This is a genomic window from Salinilacustrithrix flava (assembly GCF_041228405.1).
GTDB classification, from domain to species: Bacteria; Actinomycetota; Acidimicrobiia; order Acidimicrobiales; family Salinilacustritrichaceae; genus Salinilacustrithrix; species Salinilacustrithrix flava.
Window position 1 is genome coordinate 2,103,622 of the sequence record NZ_CP133888.1, and the last position, 25,451, is coordinate 2,129,072.

The window sequence follows — 25,451 nt, forward strand, 5'->3', positions numbered from 1 at the left end:
GTTCGCCGCGGCGAAGCCAATCGAAGCGGTCTGGGGACCACGTGCGACGAGCGGGAGCACAAGCGGACGACGCGCAGCCGGAGTCCGGCCTGCTGACCCGCATGGGTCGGTGGCAGGTGGTCACGACCGTGGGCCTGGCCCTGGTCGCGCTCTCCCTGCTCGCCCTCGCGGTGTCCCACAACCACCTCCACGGGCCCCGGGTCCGGGACAGCATCGAGGCGACCCGGGTCGTGCGCACGACGCACGAGGCGATGCTCGACCAACAGGGCGGTCTCCGTGCCTATGCGCTGACCGGCGATGAGCGGTTCCTCCAGGCGTACCAGGACGCCCGGCGGGTGATGGAGCGCATGGACGAAGTGCCGTTGTCCGCCGGCGACGACGGGGACCGGCTCCACCTCGAGCTCCGGCTGTCGAAGGCGGCATGGACCAACGCCTGGGTTCCTGATGCGCTGGCGGTCGGCGAGGCAGGGGGCAGCAACCGGGTGATCAGCGAGGCCTTGGTGTTCGAGGGCAAGCAGCTCTTCGACGCCTACCGCGCCGACTACCAGGAGCTCATCGCTGCGCTCCAGGCCGAGCGCACCGACGCCCTCGACCGCCAGACCGCGGCGGTGACCCGCACGGCGGCGCTCGCCGTGTCCATCGCGCTCGTCACGGTGGCGTTCTCGCTCGTGCAGGGCCGCAGGCTCCGCAACGCCGTGAAGGGCGCGCTCGACTCGGTCCAGCTCCGTCTCGACCGGGTCGCCGCCGGAGATCTCACGCCCGGCCCGCCCCCGATGGGGCCGGCGGAGCTGGCCGGCATCCAGCGCGGCATCGACGACACCGCCGCGGAGCTGGCCTCGGCTCGCGCCGTGGTCGATGCGCAGGGGGACCAGCTGCGGACGCAGAACAGCCAGCTCGGCCAGGTCCTGCGCTTCGCGCGGGAGGTCGCCGGCAGCCTGAACCTGCGCTACGTCATCCGCGGCCTCTGCGCCGCGACCACGAGCATCACCGGGTCCGACCGCGTCGTCGTGTGGCTCCGCAGCACCGACGAACAGACCCTGGGCGCGATCGCCGACAGCTCGGGGCCCGCGCTCGAGCCCATCGGGCTCGACCCGGTCCCGGTCGGCGAGGGGCCGGTGGGACGGGCCGCTCGCTTCGGTCGGATCGAGGGGACGCCTCGAGGCTCGATCGCCAGGTCGCTCGAGGGTCACTCGGAGGAGGGTGGGGCGGTGGCGGTGCCGATGGTCGTCGGTGCCGAGGTCATCGGTGTGATCGAGGTGGCGTTCCCGCCCGATGCCGAGGAGCCCGACAGCACGATGCGGGTGCTCGAGGCGCTGGCCACGCAGGCCGCCACTGCGGTGGGTGCGGCGCGCGTCCACGAGCACACCGCGACGATGGCGATGACGGATGCACTCACCCAGCTGCCGAACCGTCGTCGCATGGAGATCGACCTGGACCGCGAGGTCGGCGCCAGCCACCGGTACGGGCGGCCGCTGGGGTTCGCCATGATCGACGTCGACCGGTTCAAGGACTACAACGACACCCTCGGCCACCAGGCCGCCGACGTCGCGCTGCAGACCATCGCCCGCATCCTGGCGGCGAGCGTCCGGGGCAGCGACACCGTCTATCGCTACGGCGGCGAGGAGATCGCCGTCGTGATGCGCGAGACGGACCTCGAGTCGGCCTGCCTGCTCGGGGAGCGTTTGCGCGAAGCGGTGGAGCACCACTTCGCCGCGCCCGGCGAGCCCCGGCCCGTCACGGTCTCCGTCGGCGTGGCGTCCATGCCGGTGCACGCCACCTCCCTGCCGTCGCTGGTGGGCGCGGCGGACCAGGCGCTGTATGAGGCGAAGCGCAGTGGACGGAACCGCACCGTCGTCGCCGGACCGGAGGAGACCGGCGCCAGCTGAAGGGGATGTCGCGAGGCGCAGCCGAGCAGCCCGAGGTCGCCGCAGCCGACACTCAGTCGGCGACCGGGAGGGTGAAGGTGAACGTGGTCCCGACGCCGAGCTCGCTCTCGAGGTCGAGGCCGCCGGACTGGAGCTGGGCGTAGCGGCGCGCCACGTTGAGACCGACGCCGGTGCCCCGACGGTCGGAGAGCGCAGGAGCGGACTGGAAGAAGCTCTGGAACACCCGGCGCTGGTCCTCGGGGGCGATGCCGATCCCCTGGTCTCGCACGTGCAGGTGGACCGTGTCGTCGACCCGCTCGGCCTCGATGTCGATGCGGGTACCGGCGTTGGAGTACTTCGCCGCGTTGGTGAGCAGGTTACGCAGGACGTGGCCGAAGGCGTAGCGGTCCCCGAGGACCCGCAGCCCGTTGGTATCGACGACGACCTCGTGGGCCTGGAGGTGCAGGTCCAGGGAGTCGACCATCTCCGTCACCACCTCGTGCAGGTCGAGCGGCTCGAGCTCGACCTGCACCCGCCCGGCCTGCAGCCGGGAGAAGTCGAGGAGCTGCTCGATCATCGTCTCCATGGACGTCGCGTTGGCGACGATGCGATCGAGGAGCTGGTCCCGGTCGGCGTCGCCGAGGCGGGACCACTGCTGGCGCAGGACCGAGCCGAAGCCGCGCACGGCCGTCAGCGGGGTGCGCAGCTCGTGGGACACCGTGGCGAGGAACTGGTCCTTCAACCGGTCGGCCTCGCGCAGGCGGCTCATCTCGTCCCGATCCTGGTCGCGCAGGCGAGCCAGCTCGCCGGCCTCGTCGCGCTGGTCGGTGACGTCGCGCAGCGTGCACACCAGGCCCTCGACGTCGGGGTCGTCGAGCCGGTTGACGACCGCCGCCTCGATCCAGCGCCAGCCGAAGCGGGCGTGGCGGAGGCGCAGCGACGCCCGAGCGCGGCCGTTCGGCTCCGCCATCGCCTCGCCGAGGGCCCCGATCACCCCGTCGACGTCGTCGGGGTGCATGTCGTTGAAGGCGCTCTCGCCGACGTTGGTGTAGGCGGGGGCGTCCACGAAGCGCTCGATGCCCGGGCTCGTCCACCGCACCGACAGGTCGGGCCCGAGGATGACGATCACGTCGTCGATGTTCTCCACCAGGGATTCGAGGTGGCGGCGGTGGCTGCTCGCCTCCTCGTCCCGTCGGACGCGGTCGGAGATGTCGCGCAGGGACACGACGTGGCCGGTCGTGCCGTCGTCCAGCTCGACGGACCCGGCCAGCGCGACCTCGGTGTGGTGCCACTCGTCGTCGGCCATCCGGATCCGCAGGACCAGCGGCTCCACCGCTTCGCCCTTCACGACGCCGCGGTCGAAGGCCTCGAGCGCGGCGGCGTGGTCCTCGGGGTGGACGAACTCCACCATGTTCGACCCGTTGGCGACGGATCCGTAGAGGCCCGTGATGCGCCCGGCGGCCGGGTTCGAGTAGCGCACCCGGCCCCGCTGGTCGATCACGGTGATGATGTCGCTGGCCGAGTCGAGCATGGCCTCGAGGCGAGCCACGTGGGCCGGGTCGACCGGGCGCTCCAGCGGGGCCCGGAACGTGACCAGCACCTCGGTGTTGGACGGGTCGTGGGCGCGCAGGGCCACCGCCGAGACGGTCAGCAGGGCACGCGTCGAGGCGAGCTCGAGGGCGATGGCGCGCTCCTCGCCCGGTCCCAGGTCGGCGAGCACGCTCCAGTCGCCGATGGAGTCCCCGAGGCGTCGCAGGCGACTCGCGCCGTCCTCGACCAGCTGGTCCTCGGCGATCAGATCCAGGGCGGTGTCGTTGGCCCAGGGCACCGCGCCGTCGCACCAGATCAGGGCGGCGACGCCGTGCTGCTCGAGCAGGCGGGCGACCAGCTGGGCGCCCGCGCTCGACGGCCCGGTGCGCCACGTGTCGTCGTCGATCGCCGTCTCCGCTCCGGTGCCGCCCGTGCCGCCCACCATGTGGTCATGTTCGCGCTCTGGGTCGTGGCGCGCGCGCCCGTGGGTCGAGGATCCCGTTTCGCCCGCTTGGCGGCGGTCGGTCCGTTCCCACCGCAGAGGACGACCGAGCCGATCGCGGTGGCTACGGTCGGCGCGCATGGGCCTGTTGCGCTTCTCGTACGGCACGATGAGCTCCGGCAAGAGCACCCTGGCCCTCCAGATCCACCACAACCTGGCCAAGCAGTCCCGGCACGGCTTGCTCCTGTCGCTGTTCGACCGGGAGGGTGCACGGGTGTCGAGCCGGCTCGGTGTCTCGGCCACGGCGGTGGAGGTGACGCCCGAGCTCGACCTGTGCGCCGTTGCCGCCCAGGAGGTGGCCCTGAACGGCCGCCTCGACTACCTGGTCTGCGACGAGGTGCAGTTCTACGCGGTGGACCAGGTCGACCAGCTCGCGCTCGTCGCCGACGAGCTGGGCGCCGACGTCTACGCGTTCGGGCTGCTGACCGACTTCCGCGGCGTGCTGTTCGAGGGCACGAAGCGGATGTTCGAGATCGCCGACGAGCGGGTGGAGCTGCACGTGGAGGCCCGCTGCTGGTGCGGGGCGCGGGCGACCAACAACGCCCGGCTGGTGAACGGCGAGCTGGTCCGGCACGGCGAGACGATCGTGGTCGGCGACACCGTGGCGGCCGACGACACGCCCCTGTTCGGCGACGTGGTCACCTACGAGCTGCTGTGCCGCCGCCACTTCCGGGCCGGCGCGCTGGGCCCGCCGGACGGCTGAGCGGGTGGGTTCTGCGCCGGGGTGCGTCGCTGTGTGACACTGGCCACAGACGTTGCCAGAAGGCAGCACGGACGGACCGAGGGGGACGACGGATGGTGGATTCGAACGGCACGCGTGACGGCAGCACCGAGCTCGATGTGGTGGTCGTCGGGGCCGGCTTCGCCGGCATGTACCTGCTGCACCGGCTCCGGAACGCCGGCTTCTCCACCGTCGTGCTGGAGGCGGCCGACGACGTGGGCGGCACCTGGTACTGGAACCGGTACCCGGGTGCTCGCTGCGACATCCCGACGGTCGACTACACGTACAGCTTCGATCCCGAGCTCGAGGACGAGTGGACGTGGTCGGAGAAGTACGCCACCCAGCCCGAGATCCTCCGCTACGCCCAGCACGTCGCCGACAAGCACGACCTGCGCCGCGACATCCGCTTCGACACGCGGGTCGACGCCGCCCGCTGGGACGAGGAGTCGTCCCGCTGGCACGTGCGCACCGAGGCCGGCGACGAGCTGACCTGCCGCTGGTACGTCATGGCCACCGGTTGCCTGTCGATGCCGAAGACGCCCGACATCGAGGGTGCCGAGCGCTTCGGCGGCGAGGTGTACTTCACGAGCCGCTGGCCCCACGAGGGCGTGGACTTCACCGGCAAGCGGGTGGGCGTCATCGGCACCGGGTCGTCCGCGATCCAGTCCATCCCGATCATCGCCCAGCAGGCGAGCGAGCTCACGGTCTTCCAGCGGACGCCCAACTTCTCGATCCCGGCGCACAACGGCCCCGTGTCCGAGGAGCGCAAGGCCGAGCTCGAGGCCGACCGCGAGGCCTACCGGGAGGCGGCGAAGTGGTCGCGGGGCGGCATCCCGGGCGAGCCCACCGAGATCAGCGCGGTGCTGGCCGACGAGGAGACCCGCAAGCAGCGCCTCGACGCCGCCTGGGAGAAGGGCGAGCTGTTCGAGATCATCGGCGTCTTCAACGACGTCCTGGTGAACCCGGCCGCCAACGAGGTCGTCGCCGACTACATCCGGGGCAGGATCCGCTCCATCGTCGACGACCCCGAGACGGCCGAGGCCCTGTGCCCCACCGATCACCCCTTCGCCTCCAAGCGCCCGTGCCTCGACAGCGGGTACTACGCCACCTACAACCTGCCCCACGTGCGCCTGGTCGACCTGCGCAAGCACCCGATCGCCACGGTCACCGAGGCCGGCATCGACACCGTCGACGAGTCCTTCGAGCTCGACGCCATCGTCTACGCCACCGGCTTCGACGCCATGACCGGCGCGCTCGTGTCCGTCGACATCGAAGGGCGCGACGGCGTCACCCTGGAGCAGAAGTGGGCGGACGGGCCCACCACCTACCTCGGCCTCACCTCGGTCGGGTTCCCCAACCTGTTCACGGTCACCGGGCCGGGGAGCCCGTCGGTGCTGTCCAACATGATGGTGTCGATCGAGCAGCACGTGGACTGGATCGCCGACACCCTCGTCGACCTGCGCGAGCAGGGCTTCGACGTCATCGAGCCGACCCAGACCGCGGAGTCGGGCTGGGTGCAGCACGTCAACGACTGCGCCGACATCACGCTGTACCCGACGGCGAACTCCTGGTACATGGGCGCCAACGTGCCCGGGAAGCCCCGTGTCTTCCTGCCCTACGTCGGCGGCGTCGACGGCTACCGGCAGGCGTGCGACGAGGTGGTCGAGGCCGGCTACCTCGGCTTCGAGCTCCGCGGTGACGGCAGGGTGCAGCGCAACGACGGCGTGATCCGCCGGTTGCAGCCCGACGTGGCCATGGTCCTCGAGCTCATGGCCGAGATGGAGCTGCCCACGATGGACTCGATGTCCGCCGAGGATGCCCGCGCCTTCTCCGACACGATGAACGCCGAGCGCCCCCCGGGCCCCGACGTCGGCGAGATCGTCGACGGCACGCTGCCCGGTGCCGAGGGCGACCTGCGCTACCGCCTGTACCGACCGCCGACGCCCGGCCCGCACCCGGTGGTCGCCTACTTCCACGGCGGCGGGTGGGTGCTCGGCAGCCACGACTCCGACGACCCGTTCTGCCGCGACCTGTGCCTGCGGGCCGACGCGGTGATCGTCTCCGTCGACTACCGCCACGCGCCTGAGGCCCGCTTCCCTGCCGCCGCCGAGGACGGCTTCGCCGCCGTCCAGTGGATCGCCGAGCACCCCCAGGAGCTCGGCGGCATCCCCGGCGCGCTGGCCGTGGCCGGCTGGAGCGCCGGTGCCAACGTCGCTGCCGTGGCGGCCCAGAAGGCGCGGGACGCCGGTGCGCCGCACATCAGCGCCCAGGTGCTGGTGAACCCGGTGACCGACTCGGACTTCAGCCGCCCGAGCTACGAGGAGAACGGCGAGGGCTACATGCTCACCCGCGACCTCATGGCCTGGTTCTGGGACCACTACGCCGACCCGGCCGACCGCACCGATCCACGTGCGGCGCCCCTCCGCAACCCCGACCTGTCCGGCCTGCCGCCGGCGCTGGTCGTGACCTGCGAGTTCGACCCGCTGCGCGACGAGGGCGAGGCCTACGCCGAGGCCCTCGACGCCGCCGGCGTGCAGGTCCGGCACCTCGCCGGCCGTGGCCTGATCCACACCTCGATCACGGCCGTGGACATGATCATCTCGGCCACGGACCTCCGGGCCGAGATCGGCTCGGAGCTCGGGCGCATGGTGCGCGAGGGCGTTGCCGTCTCGTGAGCGGGCGACCGCTCGCCGCCGATCGGCGCTGAACGGGCAGATGCGCTCTGTTCAGCGCCGATCCTCGGGCAGCGAGGCTCGCGTGACAGGGCGGACGAACTCGCCGAGGGGCGTGCGCGTCCAGAAGTTGCCGGTCTCACGCCGCTCGGCGCGGGTCGCGTACCGGTAGCGGTACCGGCGCGCTCGCACGGCTCGGGGCGGCTCGTCGGGGAACGGGTTGCGGCCGAGCAGCGAGCAGATGTCGGGGTCGTTCTCCAGCAGCCCCCGCAGGAACGGCGCCAGCCACGGCTCGGCGTAGGACGCCGACAGGGGCACGAACCACAGGAGCCAGTCGAGTCGCAGGTGGTACGGGGCGATCTGGCGGGGTCGCTGCGCCGGGTCCGTGGGCTTGCCCTTGAACCCGTACTCCCGCCACACGGTGTCCGGGCCGGGGTCGGGGTCGTCGGTGCCCTCGATCACGATCTCGTCGCGGGTGCGGGTGATCGAGCCGAACGCCCCGTAGGTGTTCACGAGGTGGAGCGGGTCGTAGCTGGCATTCATCCGCTGGTGCTTCGACAGCAGGTTCTTCGCCGGTCCGATCGACAGGACCGCCACGACCGCGACGGCGACGCCGACCACGATGTCGAACCAGACCGGGGACGCGGAGAGCTCGGTCGGGGGCGAGAGCCCGGTCACGGCCTCGATGAGGTGGCCGTCCAGCGCGGCGAAGCCGATCACGATCGTGAGCAGGTTCAGCCAGGCGAAGTTGCCGCTGAGCATGAGGTACGCCTGCGTCACGATCATGAGCACCGCGGCGCCGGAGCGGACCGGCTGCGGGGCGAACAGCAGCACGGGCGCGACCAGCTGGGCGACGTGGTTCGCCGCCACCTCCACCCGGTGCAGGGGCCGGGGGAGGAGGTGGAACCAGCGGCTGAGCGGGTTCGGCATCGGCTGGGTCTCGTGGTGGTACTCGAGGCAGGTGAGGTCCCGCCAGCACGCGTCTCCCCGCAGCTTGATGAGGCCGGCCCCGAGCTCGAGCCGGAACAGCAGCCACCAGAGCAGCACCAGCACCGCCGCCGGTGCCTCGACGTCGGCGGGGCCGAGGAAGATCGCCAGGAACCCGGCCTCGCAGAGCAGCGACTCCCAGCCGAAGGCGTACCACCGCTGGCCCACGTTCACGATCGACAGGTACAGCGCCCACAGGAGCGCCCAGGCCGCCATCGTGAGCAGGATCGGGCCTCGATCGAGCACGCCGACGAGGGCTCCGGCCGACACGGCGATGCCGGTCCAGGCCACGGCGAGGAAGGTGCGGTCCGTGCTGCGCCAGTGGAAGATGCTCGGGGCCCGACGGAACGGGACGCGTGCCACGAACGAGGCCATGGGCGTGAGGCCCCGGGACCCGAGCAGGCCGCGGAACTGGTTCCGGGCGGCGATGAACGCGACCAGGTAGACGAGGGCCAGCCCGCGCTGGAAGAGCAGCCGGGCGCTCGCATCTGCGACATCGGGCAGCCAGTGCATCGCGTCGGTCACCTACCCATCGGTGGTGTGGAGCACGCCCCGACGGGCGTGAGAGCCTGCAGCCATGATCGCGTCGCACACGAGCTCGGCGGTGGCCGAAGCCGAGTCCTTCCTCGCCGAGCACTGGTCACCCGACGTCGACCGTCGAGCCTGGCGCGAGCTGGTGGTGGACGGGCGGTGGGCGGCGCTGCGCTGGCCGAGCGAGTGGTACGGCCGCGATCTGGACGACGACGAGGCCGAGGCGGTCGAGGCCACCTTCGCCGCTGCCGGCGCGCCCGGGCCGGGGCAGGACAAGTACAACCTCTGGGCCGGGACCCTGCTCGCCCACGGCGGCGACGAGCTCAAGGCGCGCATGCTGCGCCCGCTCCTGCTGGACGAGGTCGCCATGTGCCTGCTCTACAGCGAACCGGGCGCCGGCTCCGACCTGGCGGCGATCCGGACCACCGCCGTGCGCGACGGCGACGAGTGGGTCGTGAACGGCCAGAAGGTCTGGACCTCCGGCGCCCAGGGGGCGGACTACGGGATGCTCATCGCCCGCACCGACTGGGATCAACCCAAGCACCGGGGCATCACGTTCTTCTGGTTCCCGATGCGCCAGGACGGGGTCGAGGTGCGACCGCTCCGCCAGGCCACCGGCGACGCCCGCTTCAACGAGGTGTTCCTCACCGATGCCAGGGTGCCCGACAGCCACCGCCTCGGCGAGCTCGGCAAGGGCTGGTGGGTGCTGCAGACCGCGCTCACGTACGAGCGGGCGGTGATGGGCGTGACCCAGCGCCGCAGCGAGGGCAGCGGGGGTGCGACCGCCGAGGCCCACGGGCGGATCCCGGTGCCCGACACCTCCCTGGTCCGCCTCGCCCAGGAGGCCGGCCGGGCCGACGACCCGGTGATCCGCCAGGACCTGGCCCGGCTCCACGCCATGCGCACGGTGAACGAGTGGAACGGCCAGCGGGCCAAGGCGGTGGCCGAGGCCGGCGGGTCCTCGCCGCTGGCGTCGCTCGGCAAGCTCGCCATGTCCGGCATCCTCCACTTCGCCGGCCACCTGCAGGGCGAGATCCTCGGCATGCAGGGCACGCTGGACGGCGACGCACACCCCCGGGCTCGGGATGCCAACTACTCCCAGCTCAACGCCTACTTCACCTCGATCGGCGGCGGCACCGACCAGATCCAGCGCAACATCATCGGCGAGCGCATCCTCGGCCTGCCGCGGGAGCCCGAGGTCGACCGGGGCACCCCGTTCAAGGACGTGGCGAGGAGCTGACCGCCGCGCCGGGCGCCAGGGCGTCCTGGATGGCCGACAGCCGCTCGGGGACGACGCGGTACCAGGCCCACCGGCCCCGCTTCTCCCGGGACAGCAGGCCGGCCTCCACGAGGAGCGAGAGGTGGTGGGACACGGTCGGCTGGGAGCGGCCGAGGGGCTCCACCAGGTCGCACGCGCACGCCTCGCCGGCCTCGGCGGTGGCCACCAGGGAGAGCAGGCGGAGCCGCGCGGGGTCGGCGAGGACCTTGAGCAGCCCGGCGAGCTCCTCGGCCTCGTCCTCGGCCAGCAGCGACGCGGTCACGGGCTGGCAGCAGACCTCGGTTGGGTGCGCCTCCACGGGACCTCCTCGATCTCACATTGACAACTGTCGATGTGTTGGTAGGGTGCACCAGACATCGACGAACGTCGATGAACCGTACCAGGAGGATCCCGTGTCCCGAGTCCAGCTCGCCCTCAACGTCAGCGACATCGACGAGGCCGTGGCGTTCTACGCCAAGCTCTTCGCCACCGAGCCGCTCAAGCGCAAGCCCGGCTACGCCAACTTCGCCATCGCCGACCCGCCTCTCAAGCTCGTGCTCTTCGAGGTCGCCGACGGTGCCCTCGGCGGCACGATCAACCACCTCGGCGTGGAGACCGACAGCGCAGCCGAGGTCGAGGCGGCCGAGGCCCGCCTCGCCGATGACGGCCTCGAGACCACCGGCATCGACGACACGATCTGCTGCTACGCCAGCAAGGTCGAGACCTGGGTCACCGACCCCGACGGCGCGCGTTGGGAGTGGTACGTCAAGACCGGCGACACCGAGCAGATGGCCAACGAGGTCGTCACCGCCGGTGGCCCGGCCTGCTGCGGCTGACCCTCAGCGGGCCTGCTGGCGCTGGTGCTGTCGCCAGCCCTGCAGCCCGGCCACGCTGAACCCGAGGAACACCAGCGGCGCCACGATCAGCGCGGCGGGACCGACCACGTCGACCGCCCCGCTGTCGCTGGCGTCGAGGACCACGAACCCCACGTACAGGGCGTAGAAGGCCACCAGCACGAAGCCCTCCCAGCGCTCGATGCGGAAGCCCTTCCAGATGATCGGCACGAGCACGACCGTGGCGGCCAGGAGGACCGGGAAGTCGACCCGCAGGGAGCTGTCGGCGACGGGGATCGGATCGGGGGAGACGAGCGCGGTGGCGCCGAGCACCGACAGCAGGTTGAACAGGTTCGAGCCGACCACGTTGCCGACGGCGATGTCGCGCTGACCCCGCAGCGCAGCCATCAGCGACGTGGCCAGCTCGGGCAGCGACGTCCCGATGGCCACGACGGTGAGGCCGATCACCAGGTCGCTGACGCCGAGGTCCTCGGCGATGTCGGTGGCGGAGCCGACGAGCAGCTGGGAGCCGAGCACGAGCATGCCCAGCCCCACGACCAGCAGCGCCACCTGGATCGGCAGCGGCTTGTCGATCACGTCGACCTCGAGCTCCTCGACGGCCTCGTCGTACTCCTCGAGGACGTCGGCGCGCTCGTTGCGGGCGACCCGGATGAGCCAGGTCGTGTAGGTGAGGATCGCGGCGAAGAGGATGGCCCCGTCGACCCGGCCGATCTCGTTGTCCAGCGAGAGCACCAGGGTGACGACCGACGCGGCGATGAGCAGCGGGATGTCCAGGCGGATGATGCGCTGGGACACCACCAGACCGCCCACCGCCGCCGACACCCCCAGGATCAGGAGGATGTTGGCGATGTTGGAGCCGGCCACGTTGCCGAAGGCCACCTCGCCGTCGCCGGCGAAGCCGGCGCTCACGCTGACGGCGAGCTCCGGCGCGCTGGTGCCGAAGGCGACGACGGTGAGCCCGATGATGACCGGGGCGATGCCGAAGCGGGTCGCGATGGACGCCGCGCCGCGCACCAGCAGCTCGGCGCCGGCGACGAGGCACACCAGGCCGACCCCGAGGACGACGAACGTGAAGGGGGACATCGCCGCGCACAGTGCCACGCCGCCGGGGCGCGAGCGCGCATCGGTCAGAGCAGCGAGATGGCCTCGTGGGCGATGGTGATCTCCTCGTCGGTGGGCACGACCAGCACGTCGACCGCAGCGCCCTCCGGCGAGATCCGTCGGACGTCGTCGCCGCGCTCGACGTTGCGCTCGGGATCGACCCGGATCCCGAGCACGTCCAGCCCGGCGGCGACCCGGGCCCGCACCTCGGCGTCGTTCTCCCCGACGCCCGCGGTGAACGCGAGCACGTCGAGGCCCCCGAGCACGGCGGTGTACGCGCCCACGTACTTCTTGAGCCGGTGCACGTACACGTCGAGGCCGAGCCGGGCCGCCTCGTCGCCCTCGGCGGCGAGGCGGTGGACCTCGCGCATGTCGTTGTGGCCGGTGAGGCCGCGCATGCCGGAGCGGCGGTTGAGGAGCGCGTCCAGCTCGTCGATGCCCATGCCGGCGGAGCGGGCGAGGTGCAGCACCACCGCGGGATCGATGTCGCCGGTGCGGGTGCCCATGACCAGCCCCTCGAGCGGCGTGAGGCCCATCGAGGTGTCGACCGGCCGACCACCGGCGATGGCCGACGCCGAGGCGCCGTTGCCCAGGTGCAGGACGATCTGGCGCAGGTCGGCGAGGTCCCGTCCGAGGAAGGCCGCTGCGGTGCGGGACACGTACTGGTGGGAGGTGCCGTGGAAGCCGTACCGGCGGATGCCGTGCTGCTGGGCGACCTCGCGGTCGAGGGCGTAGGTGGCGGCGGCCGCCGGCAGGTCGTGGAAGAACGCGGTGTCGAAGACCGCGACGTGGGGGACGTCGGGCAGCAGCTCGCGTGCGACCTCGATGCCCGCGAGGTTGGCCGGGTTGTGCAGGGGGGCCAGCGGCGCCAGGCGCTCGATGGTGGCGAGCACGTCGTCGTCGATCAGGGCCGGCCCGGCGAACTCCTGCCCGCCCATCACCACCCGGTGGCCGACGGCGAGGACGTGCGCGTCGGCGAGGCGGGGCCCCACCTCGTCGAACAGGCCGATGACCGTCCGGAGCGCCTCCTGGTGCGAGCGCACGGTGGCGTGGCGCTCGGTCGTGGTGCCGTCGGCGTCGTGCTCGATGGTCGAGCTCGCCTCACCGATGCGGTCGACCAGGCCGACGGCCAGGCGGGACCCGTCCTCGGGGTCGACGAGCTGGTACTTGAGCGAGGACGACCCGGAGTTGAGGACGAGGACGGTCCCGCTCACGAGCCCCGCTCGGCCTTCATGGCGTGGGCCTGGACCGCGGTGATGGCGACGGTGTTGACGATGTCGCGCACGGTCGCCCCCCGGGACAGGTCGTTCACCGGCTTGTTCAGGCCCTGCAGCACCGGCCCGATGGCCACCGCGCCGGCCGAGCGCTGGACCGCCTTGTAGGTGTTGTTGCCGGTGTTGAGGTCCGGGAAGATGAACACCGTCGCCCGCCCGGCCACCGTGGACCCGGGCAGCTTGGCCTCTGCCACGGACGCATCGACGGCGGCGTCGTACTGCAGCGGCCCGTCCACGAGGAGGTCGGGGCGACGCTCCCGCACGAGCTCGGTGGCGGCCCGGACCTTGTCCACCTCGGCCCCGGCGCCGGACGCCCCGGTGGAGTAGGAGAGCATCGCGATGCGGGGCTCGACGCCGAACTGGGCTGCGGTCGCCGCCGAGGACACGGCGATGTCGGCCAGCTGCCCGACGGTGGGCTCGGGGATGATCGCGCAGTCGCCGTAGACCAGCACCCGGTCGGCGAGGAGCATGAAGAACACCGAGGACACGACCTTCGTGCCGGGGACGGTCTTGATGATCTCGAAGGACGGGGTGATCGTGTGGGCCGTGGAGTGCGCGGCGCCGGACACCATCCCGTCGGCCAGGTCGGCGTGCACCATCATCGTGCCGAAGTAGGAGACGTCGCGGACGATGTCGCGGGCGATCTCGACGTCGACGCCCTTGTGCGCCCGGAGGCGGGCGTACTCCTCGGCGAAGCCGTCCACCAGCTCGGACGACCGGGGATCGATGATCCTGGCGCCGTCCACGTCGACGCCCGCCGCCGCGGCTCGGGCCCGGACCTCGGTCTCGTTGCCGAGCAGGGTCAGGTCCACGACGTGGCGCGACAGGAGGGTCGACGCCGCACGCAGCACGCGCTCGTCGTCGCCCTCGGGCATCACGATGTGCTGGCGGTGCCGGCGGGCCCGCTCGAGCAGCAGCGACTCGAACATCAGCGGGGTGACGACGGTGCTGCGGGGTACGTCGAGGGCGGCCACCAGGGCATCGGCATCGATGTGCTCCTCGAACACGCCGAGCGCGGTGTCGATCTTGCGCTGGCTGCTCCCCCCGAGCAGGCCGCGGGTGGACGCCACGGTGCGGGCGGCCTCGTAGGAGCTGAGCTCGGTGCTGATGATGGGGAGGTGCTCGTCGAGGCTGCGCACCAGCGACAGGACGTGCTCCGCCGGCCGGTAGCCGCCGTTGAGCACGATGCCGGCCAGGCCCGGGAACCCGTCGGCAGCGTTGGCGGCGGCCAGCGCCACCAGCACGTCGGGCCGGTCGCCGGCCACGATGCAGAGCTGGCCGTCCACCAGGCGTTCGAGCACGTGCTCGGCGTTCATGCCGCACACGAGCATGTCCTCGGCCTCTCGCTGGAGCATCCCGGCATCGCCGAAGAGGTGCTCCCCGTCGAGGGCGGCGAGCAGGTCGACCAGGAGCGGCGCGCTGAGCAGGGCGACCTCGGGCAGGGCCCAGGCCGGGATGCCGAGCTCGGTGAGGGCGGCATCGACCGCGTCGCGCTGGGCTGGATCGCACCGGTTGGCCACCACACCGACCGTGGTGGCGTGGGCCTGGCCCAGCTCGGCCATGGCCAGGTCGACCAGGTGGGTCACGTCGTTGGGGGTTCGCTCGTGCGCGCTGACGACGAGCAGGACGGGCGCGCCGAGGTTGGTGGCGATGCGGGCGTTGTAGGCGAGCTCGGTCGGGCCGGCCACATCGGTGTAGTCGGACCCGACGATCACCACGACCTCGCAGCGCTCCGCGACGTCGTGGTAGCGGTCGACGATGGTTGCCAGCGCGGCATCGGGGTCGCGGTGGACCTGGTCGTAGGTGACGCCGACGCTGTCCTCGGCCGGGATCTCGACGCCGTCGTGCTCGCACAGCATCGTGAGCAGCTGGTCGTCGGAGGCGGTGGTCGACCGGGTGATGGGCCGGAAGACGCCGACCCGGCGCACCCGCCTGGTGAGCTGGTCGAGGACGCCGAGCGCGACCACCGACTTGCCGGTGTGACCCTCGGGTGAGGCGATGTAGACGCTGCGGGCCTCGGACACTCGCTGGCTCCTCGTTCGCTCGACGGTCGGCCCAGGTCTACCCGAGCCGACCGGACCTCAGTCGGAGGAGCCGATCGTGGCCGGTGCGAGGTCCCACGCCTCGGCGAGCAGCGCGACCGAGCGGAGCCGGGCCTCGAGGGTCGGCGAGGCGTGCACCACGATGAGCTCGTCGGCATCGGCGTGGGCCCGGAAGTCGAGCAGCTGGTCCCGCACCGTCGGAGGCTCGCCGACAGCGGAGTACCGCATCATCTCGGCGATCTGGCGGCCCTGCGGGGAGGCGAGCACGGCGTCGGCCTCCTCGTCGGTGAAGCGCCGCTCGCGCCCGAGGAACAGGGACACCCGGGCTCGCCGCACGCGGAGGTGCTGCTCGGCGGCGTCCTCGTCGCTGTCGGCGGCGATCACGTTCACGCCGGCGATCACGTGAGGCTCCTGCAGCTGCTCCGACGGGCGGAACTCGGTCCGGTACAGCGCCACCGCCTGCTCCAGCGCCTGCGGCGCGAAGTGCGACGCGAACGCGTAGGGGAGGCCGAGCATGGCGGCGAGCTGGGCGCCGAAGAGGGAGGATCCGAGGATGTAGAGGGGCACGTCGGTGCCCCGGCCCGGGATGGCGTTGACCCCCGGGATGCGGGTCTCGTCGCGCAGGTAGCCCTGCAGCTCGAGCACGTCCTGGGGGAACGAGTCGGAGGAGCGGGGGTCCCGGCGCAGCGCCCGCATCGTGTTCTGGTCGCTGCCCGGTGCCCGCCCGAGGCCGAGGTCGATGCGGCCGGGGTGGAGCGACTCGAGCGTCCCGAACTGCTCGGCGATCGTGAGGGGGGAGTGGTTCGGGAGCATGATCCCGCCGGCGCCGAGGCGGATCGAGCGGGTGTGGGCGGCCACGTGGGCGATCAGCACGCTGGTCGCCGACGAGGCGATGGTGGACATGTTGTGGTGCTCGGCGTACCAGACCCGCCGGTACCCGTGCTCCTCCGCTCGCTGCGCCAGCGCGACCGTGCCGGCCAGCGCATCCTGGGCGGTCTGGTCCCGGCCGATGAGGGCGAGGTCCAGGATGGAGAGGGGGACGCGGGTCATGCACGCGCCGAACAGCATCCGGTGCCGGGCTATTCCGCCCGGCCGCAGACGTCCAGCACGAGCAGGGCGAACGCCCGCGCGGCGGTGACGACCTCGTCGACCGGCACCGACTCGTGGGGTCCGTGGGCCAGCTGCACGTCGCCGGGGCCGTACTGGACGGTGGGGATGCCGCCGAGTCCGGTGAGCAGGCGCAGGTCGCTGCCGTAGGGCGCGCCGTAGACCTCCTGGTCCGGGCTGCCGCCGGCGGCGCGGTGGGCGCGCTGGACCTCGTCGACCAGGTCCGAGCCCGGCGCGATGCGTCCGGAGGCGAACTGCCCGCCCCACCACTCGACCTCGACGGGGTGGTCGCGCAGCCAGGGGTCGTCGTCGCACGCGGCGGCGACCGCGGCCTCCAGCGACGCCCGAGCGTCCTCCACCGGCTCGCCGATGGCCACGCCGATGCGACCCTCGGCCACCAGCCGGTCGGGCACCGACGACGCCCAGTCGCCGGCCCGGACCGTGCCGAGGGACAGCGGGTGGGCGAGCTCCCAGCGGGCCGCGAGGGGATCGACCTGCTCGTGGCGCTGCCGCTCGAGCTCGGCGAGGGCGGCCAGCACGGGGACGAGCTTGTCGACGGCGCTCACGCCCTCGGCCCGCCGGGCGGCGTGGGTCGCCCGGCCCCGGATCGTCAGGCGGAAGGTGAGAGCGCCGGCGTTGGCCGGGATCACGTCGAGGTCGGTTGGCTCGGGGATGACGCAGGCGTCCGCCGACCAGCCCCGCTGCAGCAGGGCGAAGGTGCCGAGGCCGCCGTCCTCCTCGCCCTGCACCGGCGCGAGGAGCACGTCGCCCCGGAGCGCGACGTCGGCGGCGCGGACGGCCTGGACGGCCCAGTGGGCGGCGAGCAGTCCGGCCTTCATGTCGGCGCTGCCCCGGCCGTGGATCCGCCCGTCGCGGAGCGCTCCCGAGAACGGATCGTCCGACCAGGCGTCGGGGTCGCCGATCGGGACGACGTCGACGTGGCCGTCGAAGAGCAGGGTCGGGCCGTCCCCCGTGCCCGGGAGCCGCCCGACGAGGCCCCAGGCCTCCCGCCGTTCGACCTCGGCACCGGGGAAGTCGGGGTGGGACGTCGTGGCGTCGAGGTCGATGCGCCAGTGGTCGACCTCGAGGCCGCCGCGCTCGAAGCGCCGGGCCATCGCCTCCTGGGCCTCGTTCTCCGCGTCGGTGCCGCCGACGCTCGGGACGCACACGAGGTCGCGCACGTCCTGGATCATCGTGGGGACCAGCTCCTCGAGCCGGTCCAGCACCGCTGCCTGGTCGTCCTGCACCCTGACCTCCTCGGCGGCGCACCGTACCGATGCGTCAAGCGACCTGTGACCTCAGACCCTTCCGTCGACCGTGGCGGGCCGCGACCGTGGCGGTGTGCTCCAGATGAACGTCCAACCCATCGCACGCGCCTCGGATCGCATCAACGAGGTGCGAGCCCTCACCGCGCAGATCGTGAACCGGGAGATCCTCCCGAACGAGAACATGATCTGGGCCGAGTCACGTGGCACCACGCTCACCGACGGGGAGCGCGAGGTCGCGAGGAAGACGCGGGAGCACATCAAGGACGTGGTCAAGCAAGCCGGGCTGTGGGCGCCCCACCTGCCGGCCGAGTACGGCGGCGCCGACCTCGACTTCCTCGAGCTCGCCTACATGTACGAGGTGCTCTCCTACGCCACCGGCGCGGCTGCGCTGTTCGGCGTGGTGGCGCCGAACTCCGGCAACCAGAAGATCCTGCTCAAGTACGGGACCGAGGAGCAGAAGCAGAAGTGGCTGATGCCCCTCATCGAGGGGACGATGGAGTCCGGCTTCTCGATGACGGAGCCGGATCAGCCGGGTTCGGACCCCCGCTCGATCAAGACCACCGCGCGGCGCGAGGGCGACGAGTGGGTGATCAACGGCCACAAGTGGTTCACGTCCAACGGCCTGCGGGCGGACTTCTACATCGTGATGTGCCGCACCGAGGACGCCGAGGGGGGCGCCGACCGCAACGCGTCGATGACCCAGATCATCGTCCCCACCGACACCCCCGGGGTCGAGATCGTGCGCGGCATCAACGTGTGGGGTCGGCCGAGCGACCACTGCGAGATCATCTACGACGACGTGCGGGTGCCGGTGGAGAACGCGCTGGGGGAGCGGGGCTCGGGCCACCAGGCCGCCCAGGATCGCCTCGGCGCCGGCCGGGTGTACCACTGCATGAACTCCATCGGGGCCATGTGGCGGGCGTTCGACCTGATGGTCGAGCGCACGACCGAGCGAGAGGTGCACGGCGGCCTGCTGGAGACCAAGCAGATGGTCCAGGGCATGATCGCCGACTCCTACATGGACCTGCAGTCGGCCCGGCTCATGACGATCGACTGCGCCGAGAAGATGGCCGCCGGCCAGGACGCTCGCACCGACATCTCGGCCATCAAGGTCTTCGTGCCGGCCGCCTTCCACCGGGTCGTGGACCGGGCGATCCAGGTCTGGGGCGCCGCCGGCGTCACCGGGGACCTGCCCCTGTCGGCGATGTACACCGGGGCGCGGACGCTTCGCCTGGCGGACGGGCCAGACGAGGTGCACCGCATCCTCATCGCCAAGAACATCCTCGGCCAGTACCGCGGTGCCGAGAAGGGCTGGGACTTCGGGAACTGAGCCGCTCAGCGCGGCTCGACGTGCATCCGCAGCTCGCAGGCCTCGTGCCGGGGGTCGCGTGCCACCAGCTCGTCGACGACGAGGCCGTCGGCGCCCTCGGTCATGCCCTGCGCGATGCCCAGGTGCATGGCGCAGACCGTCTCGGGGTCCGTGGCCGCGGTGGCGATGAACGGGCACGCTCGCAGCGCCACCGTGAGCTCGTCACCCGTGCGCTGCAGCTCGGGGTCGAAGCCCTGGCGGGCGATGGTCTCGCAGACGGCGCCGACCATGGCCTCGGCGTCGCCATCGAGGTTCCGTGCCGCCGCCTCGCGACGCCCGGCTCGACGACCGACCTCGACCGGCGTGTCGCCGGTGCGGATCACCTCCGACAGCATCTGGCTGAGCCGCTCGTAGGGGCCGACGACGCCCCAGCGGCTGTCGGCCGCGGCGTCCACGACGTAGGTCAGGCGCGGACGGCCGGGACGCCCGGTGGCGGCGCGGGACTCGAGCACGAGGTCTGCGGCCACGAGCTTGGCCAGGTGCTGGCGGATGGCGTTGTGGTTCAGGCCGAAGTGCTCGGTGAGCGCGGCGACGTCCACCGGTTCGGGCGAGGCGGCGACCATGCGGAAGATCGCGTGGCGGGTGGGATCCCCCAGGGCCTTGGCCTGCTGCTGCAGCGTGTTCATCGCATCGCACCTCTCGTGCCGGGCCCCCGCCGGGTTGACCGTCCTCGGACCCACCGATATTTTCCGGTCACGGCTAGAACAATACCCCCCGATCGCACGACCCACCGGGTCGCCATCACGCAGCGCCAGGCCCGGCCCACGCTGCTGGCCGCGGCGGTGTTCGCCGTGGCCGCGCCGGTCACGGCCGTGCTGCCCCACGACACGGGCACGTGGCTGCCGCTGCACCTGCTGCTCGTCGGCGCCCTGCTGTCGGCCATCTCGGGCGCCACCCAGCTGCTGGCCGTCACGTGGTCGTCCTCGCCGGCACCCGCCGATGGGATCGTCGCGGCCCAGCGATGGTCGGTCGTCCTCGGCGCGCTGGGCGTGGCGACCGGGCGGGAGGTCGACCTCGATGCGGTGACCGGGGCCGGTGCGCTCCTGCTCGGGATCGGGCTGGTGCTGCTCGGCGCGATCCTGCTCGGCATCCGACGCCGGTCCTCGGTCGACCGGTTCCACCCGGCCATCGAGACCTACGTGGTCGCCGTCGGGTTCGGCGTCGTCGGCATCGCGATGGGGGCGGCGATCGCGGCGGGCGCCGCCGGCGACTGGTGGGGACGGCTGCGGGCAGCGCACCTCGCCGTGAACGTGCTCGGCCTCGTCGGCCTGGTCGTGGCCGGAACGCTGCCGTACTTCGTGGCCACGCAGGCCCGTGTGAAGATGTCCCGGCGGGCCCGGCCGGCTCGCGTCCGGGCCGGCACGGCGGTCCTGGCCGGGGCGACCGTCCTGGCCGCGGGCGGGCACCTCCTCGATCGACCGGGCATCGCGGCCGCCGGCCTGCTCGGGTACGCCGCCGGTCTCGTCGCCGTGGCGACCACCCTGCCCGTGCCGGGGCGACGCCAGTTCCGGTGGGCCGGTCCCCGCCTGGTGCAGCTCGGCGTCGGCGGCCTGTGGTGGCTGGCGATGGTGGTCGCGCTGGCCGTCGTGCGGCTCACCGATGCCACGACCGAGGGCCGGGTGCTCGCCGCCCTGGCCGTGGGTGGCTTCGCCCAGATCCTCGTCGCCTCGCTCGCCTACCTCGGGCCGGTGCTGCGCGGCGGGGGCCACCAGCGCCTCACCGCCGGCTTCGCCACCACCGCGTCGTGGCCCGGGCTGGCCCTGGCCAACGTCGCCGCCGTCGCCCTCCTGGTCGACTGGCGAACGGCCGCCGTCGTGGCCGCCGGGCTGTGGGCCCTCGACACCGGTTGGCGCGGCGTGCGCCTGCTCACCGACCATGGGTCCGTGGAGCGACCTCGATGAGCCGACACCATGGGGACCGGCTCGACCTGGGGGCCATGCTCCCGCTCGCGGGCGACGGCGTCCACTGGACGCTCGAGCAGGATGCCGATCTGAACGTGAACCTGGTGCACCTCGACCCGGGGCACGAGGTCGGCGCCCACGTGAACGACGCCGTCGACGTCCTGCTCGTCGGTCTCGACGGCACCGGCGAGGTCGAGGTCGACGACCACCGCCACGACCTGGCCCCCGGCGTCGCGCTGCACGTGGCCAAGGGCGCCCGCCGCCGAACCCGGGCCGGCGGACTGGGGTTCACCTACCTCACCGTCCACCGGCGCCGCGCCGGTCCCGCGATCGGTCCGCCCCGCGAGCAGCGCACCTGACCGGTGTCGGTGGGCGCTGTGACGGAGTGCTCTTCACCGCCGAGGCGCGCCGGGGGACGCTCGCCCCATGGCTGCGATCACGCCTCCACCCCCACCACCGGCACCGGGTCGCGGGTCGTCGCTGAGCGCCGGACGCGTCGTCCTGGTCGTCATCGGCTCCCTCGCCGCTCTCGTCGGCTTCGCCCTGCTCGTCTCCGGCGCCGTCCTCGGCTGGGCCCACGGCACCCAGCGTGACGACGCCGGCTTCTACGCGACCGGTTCGCACCCGATCGAGAGCGCCGACCATGCCGTGACGTCGGAGCACATCGACCTCGGCCTCGACGTGCGCGAGGGCGACTGGGTCCCGTTCGACGACCTCGGCACCGTGCGGATCGAGGCCACCGCACCAGACGGCGCGGACCTGTTCGTGGGCATCGGCCCCAGCCGCGACGTGGACGGGTACCTCGACGGCGTCGCCCACCACCGGGTCGACGAGGTCTCGATGCGCCCGTTCGAGGTCGACTACCGAACCGTCGCCGGCGAGGCCACCCCGCCGCCGCCGACCGAGCAGCCCTTCTGGGCGGCCAGCGCGACGGGGGAGGACCTGCGCTGGGACGTCGAGGACGGGGACTGGACCGTCGTCGTCATGAACCCGGACGGGAGCGCCGGCGTGCGCGCCGACGTCTCCGTCGGCATCAAGACCGACCTCCTCGCGCCGATCGCCATCGGCCTCGCCGTCGCCGGGCTGCTGTCCCTGGTCGTCGGGGCCGTGCTCCTCATCGCCGGGCTCCGCAACGCGACCCCGGTGCCTCCGGCCTCCGGGGTCGTCGGCGCGCCGGAAGCGACCGCTCCGGCGTCAGCCGCCGACCCGGCCCGCGCCTACCCGGCGCGACTGGATGCGAGCCTCGACGAGCCGCTCAGCCGCTGGCTGTGGCTGGTCAAGTTCGTCCTCGTCATCCCGCACGTCGTGGTGCTTGCGTTCCTCTGGGTCGCGGCCTTCGTCCTCACGGTCGTGGCGGGGGTGGCGATCCTGTTCACCGGTCGCTATCCCCGCCCGCTGTTCGACTTCAACGTCGGGGTCATGCGCTGGACGTGGCGGGTCGGCTACTACTCCTTCGCCGCGTTCGGCACCGACCGCTACCCGCCGTTCCGCCTGGCCCGCGAGCCCGAGTACCCGGCGGACTTCGACGTCGCCTACCCCGAGCGCCTGTCCCGGGGGCTCGTCCTGGTGAAGTGGTGGCTGCTGGCGCTGCCCCACCTCGTGATCGTGTCGATCTTCTCGGGTGGCTGGAGCGCCGGCGCGGATGACGACTGGCGGATCGTCGGCGGCGGCGGGCTGATCGGCGTCGTCGCCCTGATCGGCGTGGTGGTGCTCGCGTTCCGGGGCCGCTACCCGCGGGAGCTGTTCCACTTCGTCATGGGGCTGAACCGCTGGTGCTTCCGGGTGCTGGCCTACGTCGCGCTGATGCGGGACGAGTACCCCCCGTTCCGCTTCGACGGCGGTGGGGCGGATCCGGGCACGGATCCCGGCGCTCCCGACCCCTCGGGGTCGCCTCCTCAGCGGAGCACGACCACCCGGGTGCCGATGGGGGCCCAGGCGTAGAGGGCCTGGGCCTTGTGGTCGGCCTGGCGGACGCAGCCCGAGGAGCGGTAGGAGCCGAGCTGGGCCTCGGTCTGCAGGGGGCGGCCGTAGGCGTCGCGCGGGATGGAGTGGAACCCGATGGCGAGGCGGCTGCCGTGGGCGAAGCGGACCATCCACTTCATGGTGATGCCGTCGTGGCCGGCCCAGGCGTTCTCGGACTTGGAGTACACCGAGTAGCTGCCCGGCGCAGGGACACCGGCCTTCCCCGAGACCAGGTACGTGTCGACGACCAGGTTGTGGCTGTCGACCATCCAGACCCGGTGCGCGCTGTTCCCGTAGACGATGCGCTTGCCCGAGCCGCTGTTGGCGGGCGCCTTCGGCCACGGTGCCGGCGCGACGGGCGGGGCCGTGCCGGTCGAGGCGACCAGCTCCGGGCTCTCGGAGAAGCTGACCACCAGCGCGGCGCGGGGGTAGCCCCGGCTCAGCTCGCCCTGCCAGTAGGCCGCGCCATCCGGGTCCGCCGGCCGGCCCAGGACGTTGCGGTAGAGCAGGTCCACGAAGGTGGCGTCGTCGGGGCTGCCGACCGTGGCCCGCCACTCCGACGACGTCATGAAGTGCTCGGCCAGCGTGGTCAGCGGCAGGCCGCGGCGGTACAGGTCGACCCAGTACAGGAAGCCCTGGGCATCGGGGGTCCGGTCGAACGTGGCCTGGTAGAGCCGCACGACCGAGTCGCTCACCCCGGCGGGGATCTCGCTCGACGGTGCCGCTGGAGCCGTCGGTGCGGCGCTGGCCGGAGCCGTGCCCAGCAGGGTCGTCAGCAGCAGCGCCGCCAGGCATGTGATCACGGTCCGCCTCGTCCACCTCACGGCGCCAGCATGCCAGAGGGGGTCGCGGGTAGAGGAAGTCCATGACCATCGCCTTGACCATCGCAATCGCCGTGCTCCTGACCGTCGTGATGCTGCTCGTGGCACGGGCCGGCGGGCGCAAGCACCAGGAGGACCTCAGCGGCCACGGGTCGGCAATCCCCGATGGCGACGAGCGTGGCCGGCCGGCCCAGCCCCGGTCCGACCGCCCTGCCGGTCCCGACGCCGAGCCGATGGGCGTCGCCGATGCCGGTGATCCCTCGGTGGATCCCGACGCCGAGCGCCGCCACTGAGCCCGTCGTAGCGTCTGCGGCCATGGCCGACGACGCACTGACCGACTTCGAACGGACCACCTTCACCCACGCCGGCACGGCGCGCGACGTGTTCCGGCTCGGCTCCGGGCCGGCGGTGGTGGTCATCGCCGAGATGCCCGGCATCACGCCGAAGGTCGCCGAGTTCGCCAGACGGGTCGCCGCCATCGGGTGCACGGCCGTGCTGCCGCACCTCTTCGGGGAGCCGGGTCGCGACCCGGCGCCGAACGGCAAGCCGGACCTGCGCTACATGCTGACGAGCATGGTGCCGGCGTGCATCTCCAAGGAGTTCACGGTGTGGGCGACCGGGAGGACGTCACCGGTCATCGATTGGCTGCGAGCGCTGGCGGCCGCCGAGCACGAGCGCTGCGGCGGACCCGGCGTGGGCGCCATCGGCATGTGCTTCACCGGCGGCTTCGCCCTGGCGATGGCGACCGACGACCGGCTCCTCGCGCCCGTCCTGTCGCAGCCGTCGATGCCGATCGCGCTGACGGCGTCGCGGAAGGCGACGATCGACATCAGCCCGGAGGACCTGGCGGTCGTGAAGCGTCGCTGTGCCGACGGCCTCGAGGTGCTGGGGCTGCGCTTCCGTTCGGACCGCCTCGTGCCCTCCGAGCGGTTCCGCTTCCTCGAGCGCGAGCTGGGTCCGGCGTTCCGGGCGGTGGAGCTGGACGACGACGCGGCGAACCCCGATGCGGCGATGTCGCCGCACTCCGTGGTCACCGAGCACCTCGTCGACGAGCCGGGGCAGCCCACCCGCCAGGCCCTCGACGACGTGCTCGAGCTGTTCCGGAGCCGCCTGCTCCCGTGAGCGCGACCGGGTGGCCGGCGGGCCGCGACGACCTGAGGCTCAGGAGGCCGTGTCGCCGTCGCCCGGCTTCATGAGGTCGGCGAGCTGCTTGAGCGAGCGCTCGTTGCGCACGTGCGTCGGCGGGTCGAGGGCCGGGCGCAGCAGGCCGCCGGCCCGCACCGCCGGCTCCTCCTGCAGCGTCAGCACGGTGCCTCCCTGGGGCGTGGGCACCAGCGTGAAGGTGACGATGCCCTGCACGATGGGTGTCGCCTTCACCTTGAGCACCAGGCGCCGCGGCGGGTCGCACTCGAGGATCTCGGAGGTGTCGTCCACCTTCAGCGGACCGAACCCGACCGTGTGGTGGAACCTGGAGCCGACGGACGGCCAGTGGTCGTCCACGTCTCGCATCTTGCTCGCTCCCAGGAGCCACTTCGGGTACTCCCACGGGGTCAGGAGGTGCTCGAACACGGCTTCCGGGGGCAGGGTCGAGCGCACGGAGTTGATCGCCATCGCCATCCGTTACCCCGAGGCGCAGACGGCGAGTCCGATCGCGGTCCGCATCGGGTAGAGCACCGGCGCACGCCG

22 protein-coding genes are annotated in these 25,451 nt (G+C 72.5%); 11 read left to right on the plus strand and 11 right to left on the minus strand.

Translation table 11 applies throughout. From position 1 onward, the window contains the following. The first annotated feature begins 41 nt into the window (after positions 1 to 41). Positions 42 to 1,886, plus strand: a complete 1,845-nt coding sequence (locus RGQ06_RS10430) for a diguanylate cyclase (protein ID WP_432429054.1) — start codon at positions 42 to 44, stop codon at positions 1,884 to 1,886. A 52-nt stretch (positions 1,887 to 1,938) separates the two neighbouring features. Here RGQ06_RS10430 and RGQ06_RS10435 read toward each other — a convergent pair whose 3' ends face one another. Further along, positions 1,939 to 3,840: a PAS domain-containing sensor histidine kinase gene (locus RGQ06_RS10435; protein ID WP_432429053.1), complete on the minus strand. Its 1,902-nt coding sequence runs from the start codon at positions 3,838 to 3,840 to the stop codon at positions 1,939 to 1,941. A gap of 136 nt (positions 3,841 to 3,976) precedes the next feature. Here RGQ06_RS10435 and RGQ06_RS10440 point away from each other — a divergent pair, with 136 nt between their 5' ends. Both RGQ06_RS10440 and RGQ06_RS10445 read left to right on the plus strand, forming a co-directional pair. Continuing rightward, complete coding sequence (locus RGQ06_RS10440; RefSeq protein ID WP_432429052.1) at positions 3,977 to 4,600, plus strand: thymidine kinase; 624 nt, start codon at positions 3,977 to 3,979, stop codon at positions 4,598 to 4,600. 92 nt (positions 4,601 to 4,692) lie between these two features. After that, positions 4,693 to 7,293, plus strand: a complete 2,601-nt coding sequence (locus RGQ06_RS10445; RefSeq protein WP_432429051.1) for a flavin-containing monooxygenase — start codon at positions 4,693 to 4,695, stop codon at positions 7,291 to 7,293. Positions 7,294 to 7,344: 51 nt separating this feature from the next. On the opposite strand, the gene RGQ06_RS10450 is transcribed toward RGQ06_RS10445, so the two are convergent. Next, positions 7,345 to 8,790, minus strand: coding sequence for a lipase maturation factor family protein (locus RGQ06_RS10450; RefSeq protein WP_432429068.1), 1,446 nt, complete (start codon positions 8,788 to 8,790; stop codon positions 7,345 to 7,347). 64 nt (positions 8,791 to 8,854) lie between these two features. Here RGQ06_RS10450 and RGQ06_RS10455 point away from each other — a divergent pair, with 64 nt between their 5' ends. Then, positions 8,855 to 10,048, plus strand: a complete 1,194-nt coding sequence (locus RGQ06_RS10455; RefSeq protein WP_432429050.1) for an acyl-CoA dehydrogenase family protein — start codon at positions 8,855 to 8,857, stop codon at positions 10,046 to 10,048. Here RGQ06_RS10455 and RGQ06_RS10460 read toward each other — a convergent pair. Further along, the gene (locus RGQ06_RS10460; protein ID WP_432429049.1) at positions 10,026 to 10,385 is read right to left on the minus strand and encodes a metalloregulator ArsR/SmtB family transcription factor; all 360 of its coding nucleotides are present in this window, start codon (positions 10,383 to 10,385) and stop codon (positions 10,026 to 10,028) included. The genes RGQ06_RS10455 and RGQ06_RS10460 overlap by 23 nt on opposite strands. Positions 10,386 to 10,479: 94 nt before the next feature. On the opposite strand from RGQ06_RS10460, the gene RGQ06_RS10465 reads away from it, so the two are divergent. After that, positions 10,480 to 10,902, plus strand: coding sequence for an ArsI/CadI family heavy metal resistance metalloenzyme (locus RGQ06_RS10465; protein ID WP_432429048.1), 423 nt, complete (start codon positions 10,480 to 10,482; stop codon positions 10,900 to 10,902). A 3-nt stretch (positions 10,903 to 10,905) separates the two neighbouring features. On the opposite strand, the gene RGQ06_RS10470 is transcribed toward RGQ06_RS10465, so the two are convergent. From RGQ06_RS10470 to RGQ06_RS10490, 5 genes are read right to left on the minus strand one after another with little or no spacing between them, the layout of a single operon-like run. Further along, positions 10,906 to 12,003: a calcium/sodium antiporter gene (locus RGQ06_RS10470; protein ID WP_432429047.1), complete on the minus strand. Its 1,098-nt coding sequence runs from the start codon at positions 12,001 to 12,003 to the stop codon at positions 10,906 to 10,908. Between the two features lie 44 nt (positions 12,004 to 12,047). Continuing rightward, positions 12,048 to 13,235 (minus strand): acetate/propionate family kinase, encoded by a 1,188-nt coding sequence (locus RGQ06_RS10475; RefSeq protein ID WP_432429046.1) that lies wholly within the window; start codon positions 13,233 to 13,235, stop codon positions 12,048 to 12,050. After that, positions 13,232 to 15,319 (minus strand): phosphate acetyltransferase, encoded by a 2,088-nt coding sequence (gene pta / locus RGQ06_RS10480; RefSeq protein ID WP_432429045.1) that lies wholly within the window; start codon positions 15,317 to 15,319, stop codon positions 13,232 to 13,234. Before pta ends, RGQ06_RS10475 begins: the two co-directional genes overlap by 4 nt. 57 nt (positions 15,320 to 15,376) lie before the next feature. After that, entirely contained in the window at positions 15,377 to 16,387 is a 1,011-nt protein-coding gene (locus RGQ06_RS10485) for an LLM class flavin-dependent oxidoreductase (RefSeq protein WP_432429044.1), read from the minus strand. A 29-nt stretch (positions 16,388 to 16,416) separates the two neighbouring features. Continuing rightward, positions 16,417 to 17,691, minus strand: coding sequence for an ArgE/DapE family deacylase (locus RGQ06_RS10490; protein ID WP_432429043.1), 1,275 nt, complete (start codon positions 17,689 to 17,691; stop codon positions 16,417 to 16,419). Between the two features lie 70 nt (positions 17,692 to 17,761). Between RGQ06_RS10490 and RGQ06_RS10495 the strand changes: the two genes are divergently transcribed. Beyond that, the gene (locus RGQ06_RS10495; protein ID WP_432429042.1) at positions 17,762 to 19,042 is read left to right on the plus strand and encodes an acyl-CoA dehydrogenase family protein; all 1,281 of its coding nucleotides are present in this window, start codon (positions 17,762 to 17,764) and stop codon (positions 19,040 to 19,042) included. 5 nt (positions 19,043 to 19,047) lie between these two features. Here the strand turns inward: RGQ06_RS10495 and RGQ06_RS10500 are convergent, their stop codons facing one another. Continuing rightward, positions 19,048 to 19,707, minus strand: a complete 660-nt coding sequence (locus RGQ06_RS10500; RefSeq protein WP_432429041.1) for a helix-turn-helix transcriptional regulator — start codon at positions 19,705 to 19,707, stop codon at positions 19,048 to 19,050. Positions 19,708 to 19,872: 165 nt separating this feature from the next. Between RGQ06_RS10500 and RGQ06_RS10505 the strand changes: the two genes are divergently transcribed. From RGQ06_RS10505 to RGQ06_RS10515, 3 genes are all read left to right on the plus strand, one after another. Beyond that, complete coding sequence (locus tag RGQ06_RS10505; protein WP_432429040.1) at positions 19,873 to 20,982, plus strand: hypothetical protein; 1,110 nt, start codon at positions 19,873 to 19,875, stop codon at positions 20,980 to 20,982. Further along, positions 20,979 to 21,341, plus strand: coding sequence for a cupin domain-containing protein (locus tag RGQ06_RS10510; protein ID WP_432429039.1), 363 nt, complete (start codon positions 20,979 to 20,981; stop codon positions 21,339 to 21,341). Before RGQ06_RS10505 ends, RGQ06_RS10510 begins: the two co-directional genes overlap by 4 nt. Positions 21,342 to 21,408: 67 nt before the next feature. Continuing rightward, positions 21,409 to 22,923, plus strand: a complete 1,515-nt coding sequence (locus RGQ06_RS10515) for a DUF4389 domain-containing protein (RefSeq protein ID WP_432429038.1) — start codon at positions 21,409 to 21,411, stop codon at positions 22,921 to 22,923. On the opposite strand, the gene RGQ06_RS10520 is transcribed toward RGQ06_RS10515, so the two are convergent. Next, complete coding sequence (locus RGQ06_RS10520; protein WP_432429037.1) at positions 22,878 to 23,747, minus strand: DUF4214 domain-containing protein; 870 nt, start codon at positions 23,745 to 23,747, stop codon at positions 22,878 to 22,880. The genes RGQ06_RS10515 and RGQ06_RS10520 overlap by 46 nt on opposite strands. Before the next feature lie 62 nt (positions 23,748 to 23,809). Here RGQ06_RS10520 and RGQ06_RS10525 point away from each other — a divergent pair, with 62 nt between their 5' ends. Next, positions 23,810 to 24,058, plus strand: a complete 249-nt coding sequence (locus RGQ06_RS10525; protein WP_432429036.1) for a hypothetical protein — start codon at positions 23,810 to 23,812, stop codon at positions 24,056 to 24,058. Between the two features lie 22 nt (positions 24,059 to 24,080). Continuing rightward, positions 24,081 to 24,887, plus strand: a complete 807-nt coding sequence (locus RGQ06_RS10530; RefSeq protein ID WP_432429035.1) for a dienelactone hydrolase family protein — start codon at positions 24,081 to 24,083, stop codon at positions 24,885 to 24,887. Between the two features lie 39 nt (positions 24,888 to 24,926). Here the strand turns inward: RGQ06_RS10530 and RGQ06_RS10535 are convergent, their stop codons facing one another. Beyond that, positions 24,927 to 25,376 (minus strand): SRPBCC family protein, encoded by a 450-nt coding sequence (locus tag RGQ06_RS10535; RefSeq protein WP_432429034.1) that lies wholly within the window; start codon positions 25,374 to 25,376, stop codon positions 24,927 to 24,929. Positions 25,377 to 25,451: the final 75 nt, after the last annotated feature.